This window comes from Dietzia sp. SYD-A1, from assembly GCF_015356725.1.
GTDB lineage: Bacteria > Actinomycetota > Actinomycetes > Mycobacteriales > Mycobacteriaceae > Dietzia.
The window spans coordinates 1-9,047 of record NZ_JADDKI010000279.1; the positions used below are offsets into that span (position 1 = coordinate 1).

9 protein-coding genes are annotated in these 9,047 nt (G+C 70.5%); 1 reads left to right on the forward strand and 8 read right to left on the reverse strand.

The features are described from left to right. The first annotated feature begins 200 nt into the window (after positions 1-200). On the forward strand, positions 201-515 hold the full coding sequence (locus IY392_RS11800) for a hypothetical protein (RefSeq protein ID WP_182627045.1): 315 nt from the start codon (positions 201-203) through the stop codon (positions 513-515). A 91-nt stretch (positions 516-606) separates the two neighbouring features. Here IY392_RS11800 and IY392_RS11805 read toward each other — a convergent pair whose 3' ends face one another. The 8 genes from IY392_RS11805 to IY392_RS11840 form a co-directional block, all read right to left on the reverse strand. Beyond that, positions 607-975, reverse strand: coding sequence for a monovalent cation/H(+) antiporter subunit G (locus IY392_RS11805; protein ID WP_107757395.1), 369 nt, complete (start codon positions 973-975; stop codon positions 607-609). After that, a complete protein-coding gene (locus IY392_RS11810; protein WP_107757394.1) occupies positions 972-1,265 on the reverse strand; it encodes a monovalent cation/H+ antiporter complex subunit F in 294 nt (97 codons plus the stop codon). The genes IY392_RS11805 and IY392_RS11810 overlap by 4 nt, the downstream gene beginning before the upstream one ends. Then, a complete protein-coding gene (locus tag IY392_RS11815; RefSeq protein ID WP_107757393.1) occupies positions 1,262-1,864 on the reverse strand; it encodes a Na+/H+ antiporter subunit E in 603 nt (200 codons plus the stop codon). Before IY392_RS11815 ends, IY392_RS11810 begins: the two co-directional genes overlap by 4 nt. Before the next feature lies 1 nt (position 1,865). Further along, positions 1,866-3,491, reverse strand: coding sequence for a Na+/H+ antiporter subunit D (locus tag IY392_RS11820; RefSeq protein WP_107757392.1), 1,626 nt, complete (start codon positions 3,489-3,491; stop codon positions 1,866-1,868). Next, entirely contained in the window at positions 3,488-4,111 is a 624-nt protein-coding gene (locus IY392_RS11825) for a Na(+)/H(+) antiporter subunit C (protein ID WP_194861329.1), read from the reverse strand. Before IY392_RS11825 ends, IY392_RS11820 begins: the two co-directional genes overlap by 4 nt. Further along, positions 4,108-7,152, reverse strand: a complete 3,045-nt coding sequence (locus tag IY392_RS11830; protein ID WP_194861330.1) for a Na+/H+ antiporter subunit A — start codon at positions 7,150-7,152, stop codon at positions 4,108-4,110. The genes IY392_RS11825 and IY392_RS11830 overlap by 4 nt, the downstream gene beginning before the upstream one ends. A gap of 131 nt (positions 7,153-7,283) precedes the next feature. Continuing rightward, positions 7,284-7,853 (reverse strand): hypothetical protein, encoded by a 570-nt coding sequence (locus IY392_RS11835; protein WP_182612344.1) that lies wholly within the window; start codon positions 7,851-7,853, stop codon positions 7,284-7,286. A gap of 220 nt (positions 7,854-8,073) precedes the next feature. Further along, on the reverse strand, positions 8,074-9,047 hold a 974-nt coding region (locus tag IY392_RS11840; RefSeq protein ID WP_228549331.1), incomplete at its 5' end, for a 26S protease regulatory subunit.

The following is a 9,047-nucleotide window of genomic DNA, read 5'->3' on the forward strand; positions in this document are numbered from 1 at the left end:
GGGCAGGGCGGGGATGCCCAGCTGGGCATCCCCGCCCTGCCCCGCCCTGCCGATCTCGAGGTGGGTGCCCCCGGGGTGATCGTGATCGTCACCCAGGACCTCGACCGCTGACTGCTGAGGATATGATGAGTTCACGCACTCCGCCCGTCGGGACGCGTGCTCACAGCGACCTGCAGCTTTTCGAGATCGAAGGAGCCCTCATGGCCCCGCGTCAGACCGCCCGCCGCCTCATGGTCGCGGTTCCCGCATTCGCACTCGCGTTCGCCGTGACCGCGTGTTCCCCGCCCAACGAGCAGCCCGCGGATCCCGACGCCCCCTACACCCTGCCCACCTACACGGGGGAGGCCGACGCGGAGGCGGAGGACGCCGACGTGGTCGAGGGCGCGGAAGTCGAGGGCGCGGAGGTCGAGGTCGTCGAGATCGAGGAGGACGTCCTCGTGGAGGTCCCCGTCGGGGATCAGCCCACCCAGGGCCAGACCGGGACCGCGGTGTCGCCTGCTCAGCCCGCCCCGTGATCGACCGGTAGCCCGGTACCACCGAACGAGCCCCGCCCCCGTGAAGGGAGCGGGGCTCGAGTCGTCCCGGCGCCCGGACCCGATCGGCGGGTCAGGATGTGTTCTTCCGGTTGGCCTCGCTGGCCTGGAACTTCTCCAGCACCGGGGCCTCGTGGGTGATCGTGCCGTCCTCGACGCTCTCGTGATACGCCAGGTTGCCCACTCGGTTGGCGATCACCGGTGCGGTGCACACGGCCACGATGCCGGCCAGCAGCAGCATTCCCAGGTCGATGTGGGGGAAGATCCGGATGCTCGCCCCCAGCAAGACGAGCACCAGTCCCAGGACCTGCGGTTTGGCTGCAGGGTGCATCCGGCTCAGGGTGTCGCGGAAGCGCACCAGACCGATGGCGCTGGCGAGGGTCAGCAACGCCCCGGCGAGGACGAAGAGCGCCGAGACGATCTCCCTGGGGTCGTCGGTCATGTGAGGGTCTCCTTGTGAACTCCGGCGGAGTCGCTGACGCGGAACCGGGCCACGGACACCGATCCGAGGAAGGCGACCAGTGCGAGTGCTACGAGGGCGGCCGCCGCCGTGGTGTCCTTGCTCCACGCGATGTACACCCCGACGCCGCACTGGGCGATCGCGGCGAGCATGTCCAGCGAGATCAGTCGGTCGAGGGTGCCCGGGCCACCGATCAGACGGATCATGGTGGTGAACAGTGCGAGCGTGAGGGCGACCACGGCCGCGCTCCACAACAGCAGTGTCAGGCTCATCGGTGCTCCTCGCTGTCGGTCCCGTACTCCTCCGAGGGGGCGTAGTAGTGCTGCGGGCTCGGTTTCCAGTCCTCGGGCCGTTCGAACGCCCGAGAGTACAGCTGTTCGACGTGGGCGGTCTGGCGCCGGAACCGCTCGACCGCCTCGGGGCTGCCGGCGTCCAGGACGTGGACGTACACGTACCGGGCCACCGGATCGACGCGCACGACGACGCCTCCGGGCATGAGGTTCAGGGTGTTGACGGCCAGGGCGAGCGTGAAGTCCGACCTGAGCCGCATGGGTGCCCGCAGCACGGCGGAACGGGGCGGTGCCTGGGGGCGCACGGACAGCCACGCCACGGCGAGCGACGAACGGACGAGGTAGTAGGCCACCACGATCACCAGCCACACCGTCGACAGAGGTCTGACCAGGCCCTCCACGGGCACACGGGGGAGTGGGAGCAGGACCATCACCACGAGTGCCACGAGGACCCCGGCGACGATGGTCCCGACCTCGACCGGGCCCCACAGCATGACCCACGCGACCGTCAGCCAGAGCATCATGAACAGGCGGGAACCGACCACCCGGGGGTCGAGACGGGCCGCGATCCTGCGGGGCATGTCAGCGCACCCCCGTCACGGAACCGACGTAGCGGTCGGGCGTCGCGTCGAGGGGGATGGTGTCCAGGTAGTCATGCCGCTCCATCAGGCTCTCGGCGGCCCGGTCGGTCACCCCGAGCAACGGGCCGGCGAAGACTGTCATCAACAAGGAGACCACGATCAGGGCCATGGTGGGCGCGACCATGCTCAGCGGCATCCGGCCCACCTCCTCGCGCTCGTCGAACTCCACGTACTCGTCGGAGGGCAGCAGTGCCAGCGGCTTGGCCAGGGCCACCGCACCCTCCGGGGCGTCGGCCCGGGGACGCCAGAACGCCTTGGACCACACGCGCACCATCACGTAGAGCGAGAGCAGGCTGGTGACCATCGCCCCGGCGACGAGGACCCACATGAGCGGACCTCCGACCTCGGCGCCGGCCTGGACCACCGCGAGCTTGCCGATGAACCCTGAGAAGGGCGGGATGCCACCGAGGTTGAGGGCGGGGATGAGGAACATCACCGCGAGGACGGGGCTGGCCACCGCGAGCGAGCCGAGGCGGCGCAGGGAGGACGACCCGGCCTGCCGCTCGATCAGTCCGACCACCAGGAACAGTGTGGTCTGGACGATGATGTGGTGTCCGACGTAGTAGATCGCCGCACTCAGCCCGTACCCGGTCGACAGGGCGATGCCGAAGATCATGTAGCCGATGTGGCTGACGAGGGTGAACGACAGTATTCGTTTGATGTCTGACTGTGCGATGGCGCCGAGGATGCCGATCACCATCGTGAGCAGACCCGCCACCAGGAGGACGCCGTCCATGGACCCACCGGGGAACACGAGGGTGTGGAAGCGGATGATCGCGTAGACACCCACCTTGGTCAGCAGTCCGGCGAACACCGCGGTGACGGGGGCGGGCGCGGTGGGGTAGGAGTCGGGCAGCCAGGTGGACAGGGGGAAGACGGCGGCCTTGATGCCGAACGCGACCAGGAAGACGGCGAAGATCGTGTTCCGCAACCCCTCCGGGACCTCGGTCATCCGCACGGAGAGCTGCGCGAGGTTGAGTGTGCCCGCGGCCGAGTAGGTCAGTGCGATGCCGAGCAGGAAGACCATCGAGGACACCATCGACACGACGGTGTAGGAGACCCCGGCGCGGACGCGCTCCTGACTGGCGCCGAGCGTGAGCAGGACGTAGGACGCGGCCAGCAGCATCTCGAACCCGACGAACAGGTTGAACAGGTCGCCGGCGATGAACGCGGCGTTCAGTCCCGCCGCGAGCGCCAGGTAGGTGGGGAGGAAGATGGAGGTGGGCTGGTCGCCGTCGCCGTCGCGGACACCCTGGCCCACGGCGTAGATGATCACCGTGAGCAGGACGATCGCCGACACACACAGCATGAGCGCGCTGAGCCGGTCGGCCACCAGGGTGATGCCCACGGGCGCGTCCCATCCGCCCACCTGCACGGTGTGGACGCCGTGTTGGTCGGTGAGCACCAGCAGGACGCCGGCGATGACCAGCACGACTGTGAGGGTGACGACCGTGATGATGTTCTGCACGCGGGGTCGGCGGGAGACCACCAGACACAGGGCCGCGGCGAGCAGGGGTATGAGGACGACCGAGGGGATGAGGTAGCCGAAGAGGTCGGGGGAGATCACCGGCCGCCCTCCCTTCCGTCGTCTCCGTGGTCTCGGTCGTCCCCGTCGCTCCGGCGCGTCGTCCTCCGGGGGCGTCGGGCGGGCACGTCGCGCCCGCGGGCCCCACCTCGCGCCTCCGCTTCGGCCTCCGCTTCGGCCTCCGCCTCGGCGTCCGTCAGGTCGTCGTCGTCGTAGTCGACGTGGTCCCCGAGTTCGGTGGGTTGACCTGTGCTGTGGTCGTCGGACAGGTCCCGGTCGGGCGCGGACCAGGCGTCGGTGGGTGAGCGCTTGGCGATCTTGGTGTCCTCGGCGTCGTCGGCGACCTCATCAGCGGTGGTGAACTGGTAGGAGCGGTAGGCCAACGCGAGGATGAAGGCTCCGACGCCGGCCGTGATGACGATCGCGGTGAGGATCATCCCGTGGGACAGGGGGTCGGAGTCGGCGGCGTCGGGGCTCCGGCCGCGGCCCAAGATGGGCGGACTGCCGGGCGGGCCTCCCGCGGCCAGCAGGAGCAGGTTGATGCCGTTGGAGAAGATCATGATCCCCAACAGGATCTTGATGATCGCCCGTTCCAGCAGCAGGTAGACCCCGGCGGCACAGAGCAATCCGGCGAGCAGGAGCAGCCCGAAATCGGCGGTCATGACGTGCCTCCGGTGGGGGAGCCCTGGTTCTCCGCGGCCTCGCGGCGGGCGGCGCGGTGGGCCGCGAGGTCGGACCGCGCTCCGTCGGAGTCCACACCGGGGACATTGCGCAGGGCGGCGGTGGACGGCGAGGCGGTGGCGTCCACGTAGATGGCGCGCAGCTCCTCGAGATCCTCGGCGTCCAGATCGAGTCGGGCGCCGAGGCTGCGGAGGATGTCCAGGACCAGCCCCACGACGATGAGGTAGACGCCGGCGTCGAAGAGCAGGGCCGTGACGACCTTGACCTCACCGAACACCGGGAGCGTGGCCTCGAACGTGGCGCTCGACAGGGCGGGGGCGCCGAAGAACATGGACGCCGTGGCCGTGCCCGCCGCGAGGAGCAGGCCGAGCCCGAGGATCCGTCCCGCGTCCACGGGGACGGCCTCGCCGAGTTCGTAGCGTCCGCCGGCGAGGTAGCGCAACACCAGCGCCAGGCCCGCGACCAGGCCACCCGCGAACCCGCCGCCGGGGTTGTTGTGGCCGGCGAAGAAGAAGAACAGGCTGAGGACCATCATCGTGGGGAACACGAGCCGGGTGGTGACCTCGAGGACCAACGAGCGGGCGCGCGGGTCGCGGACGGTGGCGCCGACGAGCCACCGGCCGGGGCTCGCGCCGGGAGCCTCGATCACGATCCGGGCCGCCTCGACGCCGCGTCGACCGGAGCGGGTCTTGTCGACGTCGGCCAGGCGCGGACCGGAACCGTAGCGACGGTTGCGGAACACGAGACTGGCCACGCCGGTGGCCGCGACCAGGAGAACTGTGATCTCGCCGAGGGTGTCCCACGCGCGGATGTCCACCAGGGTGACGTTGACGGCGTTGGCGCCGTTGCCGATCCGGTAGGCGATGTCGGGGAAGTCGAGCGAGACGGCGGGGTGCTGGCGCGCGTTGATGGCGTAGGCACCGGTGATCACCACGAGCAGACCGACGCCGATCCCGAGCCAGGCCCGGAGTCGGCGGTAACCGTGTGAGAGCGGGACCTCGGCGGGCATCGTGCGCAGCACCAGCACGAACGCGACCATCAGGAGCGTCTCGACCAGGGCCTGGGTGAGCGCGAGGTCCGGGGCGCCGTGGAAGGCGAAGATCACGGCGAGTCCGTACCCGGTGACGGACATGCAGATCACCGCGGCGAGGCGGTTGCGCAGCACCGCCGCGGCTACCGCGGCGAGCGCCATGGGGATCATGACGATGAGCACCACGGGGTTCGAGGACAACTCCATGCGCAGGCCCTCGCGCGTCCCGGCGAGGAGCGAGACGAACGGGAACAGCACGAGGGTCACGAGGATGATGCCCAGGGTGAGGGGGAGTGAGCCGCGCTGGATGCTCGCCGTCAGGCGCAGGGAGAGCGTGTCGAAGAACCTCAGGACGGCGTCGTAGATCCGGTCGGCGTTGCCGAGCGCCGGAGATTCGAACTGCATCCTCTCCACGGTCCGCTGCGCCACGTAGAGCAGGGTGCCCAGCACGTAGACGACCAGGGTGAGCGCGAGCGGGATGCCGATCCCGTGCCACAGCCCGAGATGGTAGCCCTCGGGGCCGCGCCACGGGCTCCCGGGCGGGAACGCCACGTCGACGTAGCGGGCGATGAGCTCCTCGACCGGGGCGTTCCACAGGCCCAGCACCAGACCGGAGACCGCGAGGACGGCGGGCACCGAGAGGAACAGTGGTCCCGCCGGTCGGGATCCCGCGACGGCGGGGCTGACGCCGCCGGGGAAGGAGCGCTTGGATCGGAACGCGCCCATGACCAGCCGAGCGGTGTAGGAGAAGGTGAGCACGGACCCCGCCACGAGCCCCGCCGTGACGACCAACGACGGCATCCCGTGCAGTCGCTCCTCGGACAGGACGGTGGCGAACGCGGCCTCCTTGCCTATGAAGCCGAGGAAGGGGGGCAGACCGGCCATCGAGGCGGCGGCGAGGGTGAAGACGAGAGCGAGTGCGGGACGGCGATGTCCCAGCCCCGACAGGTCGCGGATCTCCCGGGTGCCGGTGGTCTTGTCGATCACGCCGACGGACATGAACAGGGCCGATTTGAACAACGAGTGGGCGAGCAGCATCGTCAGCCCGGCGAGCATCGTGTCGCGCGACCCGATACCCACCAGGACGAGGAGGAATCCGAGCTGACTGACGGTGCCGAAGGCGAGCACGAGCTTGAGGTCGGTCTCGCGCAGGGCCCGCCACCCGGCCATGAGGAGCGAGACCAGACCCAACACGATGAGCGGCAGCTGCCAGGTGGACGAGCCCGACAGGCCGGGGGTCAGGGCGGCGACGAGGAAGACGCCGGCCTTGACCATGGCCGCCGAGTGCAGGTAGGCGCTCACCGGCGTCGGGGCCGACATGGCGCCCGGGAGCCAGAAGTGCAGGGGCGCGATCGCGGACTTGCTGCCGGCTCCGACGATCACCAGCACGAGTGCCCAGTGGATGAGCGGACCGGACGGCGGCGAGGAGACCACGTCGCTGATCAGGTAGGACCCGGCGGACTGGCCGAGGATGATCATCCCGACGAGCATGGCCAGACCGCCGAGGGTGGTGACGAGCAGCGCCTGGGTGGCCGCGCGACGAGCGGTGGCCCGCGCGGCGTAGTGGCCGACCAGGAGGAAGCTCAGGACGGAGGTGATCTCCCAGAAGATGTAGAGGAGGATCATGTTGTCGGCCACGACGAGGCCGAACATGACTCCGGCGAAGGCCACGAGCTCTGCGGCGAACAGGTGCAGGCGCGGTTCGTCGTCCTGGAAGTACCAGGTGCAGTACACCAGGACCAGGGCGCCCACGCCGAGGGCGATGAGGGCCAGGAGCGCCGACAGGGCGTCCATCCGCAGGTCCAGCGCGAGGTGGATCTCGGGCGCCCACCGGACGGACTCGGTGGGGACGCGGTCCAGGTTGGCGGCGACCCACACCGCGCTCGCGGCGGGCACCATGGCGAGGACGAGGAACGCCCGGCGACCGAACCTCAGCACCAGGGGGATCGCGATCAGGGTGGCCACGGCGTGGGCCGAGAGGATCGCGATCACCGGCGGCTCCTCTCGAGATGTGGACCGGGACACGACACGCGGACGCTCCCGCCTGATGGGGCGGGTGCCGGAGGTCGACCAGGGTCTGGGTTCTCCGGGAAGTTTACAGAAGGCCTCCGTCCCGGCCCTTCTCAGCGAAGGTGGAGGAGGGTCGCCGCACTCAGGAGTGCGGCGATGGAGGCCTCGGAGGGGGACCGTCCGAAACCCATGGCCCAGGTCGCTCGGCGGCCGCAGGTGGCCCGCAGGATCGTGCACCAGGACTCGGAACCGTCGAACGCGTCACCCTCGTACTGGTGGAAGCGCTCGATCTCCACGCGGGCTCCGATCCGGCCCAGCATCTCGGACATGGCGGTGAGGTCCCCACAGGACTCGGTGGTGAGGCGGTGGGCGGTGAACTCCCCCGGGGCGGAGGGGTCCCGGGTGGCCAGGATCGCCTCATATGCGGTGATCCCGCGGCCCAGGGGGCGACGCGAGAAGTCCGCCAGGTGGAAGTGGTCGGTCGACGGCGCGTAGGTGTCGAGCAACTCCCGCCAGTCCAGGGTCCCCGCCTCGTCGGCGAAGCCGCGCGGCAGGCGGCGCCCGAACCGCTCGGCGAAGGGGCAGGCGCCCGGAGCGGTGGTGCGAGGGGGGGTCGCCCTGCTCACGCGCTCGGTGAGCCGGGTGGGAAGACCGGTCGGATGGTGTGGTGCGGTGGTGCGCATGGTGTTCTCGTCTCGGACGTCGGTTCGGGGACCGACGGAGATCGAGCAACCACGCAACGGGGGTGCCGGTCTTCAGGCCCCGTTACGTCCGGTTACTACGAGAATCTTCCGCATGGCGGGAGAGTCTAGACGGCGGGGCGGACGGCGACAAGCCCGCCCGTGTGGCCGGGGCGTGAACCCGTGTGGCCCGGGCGCGAACCCCGACCGCCCGACACCGGTCCTAGGACTCTCGCCGCTCGGCGTACAGGCGCAGGCCCTCGACTTGATCGGGTTCGAGGGAGGGCGGGACCACCCGCCGTGCGCGGGCCACGTCATCCGCGGTGACCTCCGCCGCGTCGATGTCGCGTCGCATGGCGGTGAGGGCCGACTCCCGCAGGAGTGCCGCGCAGTCCGCCGCGGAATACCCGTCCAGATCCGCGGCGAGCGCGGCCAGGTCCACGTCGTCGGCAAGCGGCACGCTGCGACCGGAGGCGCGGAGGATGTCGGCGCGCGCCTCGGCGTCCGGCGGGGGGACGAAGACGAGCCGTTCGAGCCTGCCCGGCCGCAGCAGCGCCGGGTCGATGAGTTCGGGACGGTTGGTCGCGCCGAGGATCACCACGTCGCCCAGCGGCTCGGCCCCGTCGAGCTCGGTGAGCAGCGCGGCCACCACGCGATCGCCGACACCTGAGTCCCCGGTCTGGCCCCGGCGGGGAGCCAGGGCGTCGATCTCGTCGAGGAAGACCAGCGACGGAGCCGAGTCCCGAGCCTTGCGGAACAGGTCGCGCACCGCCTTCTCCGACGAGCCGACCCACTTGTCCATGAGCTCGGCGCCCTTGACCATGTGCACCGTGAGGCGGCCACTCGCCGCGAGCGCCCGGACGACGAAGGTCTTCCCGCACCCGGGGGGCCCGTAGAGCAGGACCCCCCGCGGGGGTTGGACTCCCAGGCGCTCGAACGAGTCGCGGTGCTGGAGGGGCCACAGGACCGTCTCGGTGAGGGCCTGGCGCACCTCCTCCATGTCGCCGACGTCGTCCAGCGTGATCGATCCCAGGCTCAGCTCCTCGGTCCCCGAGCGGGAGAGCGGCCGGATCACGGAGATCGCGCCGAGCAGGTCCTCCTGCTCGAGGCGGGCCGTGACCACGTCGGCGTCCGGAGCGCTCTCGCCGTCCCGGTCGCTGGCCCGGTCTCCCGCCCGTTCCGTGGCCCGGCCCGCGG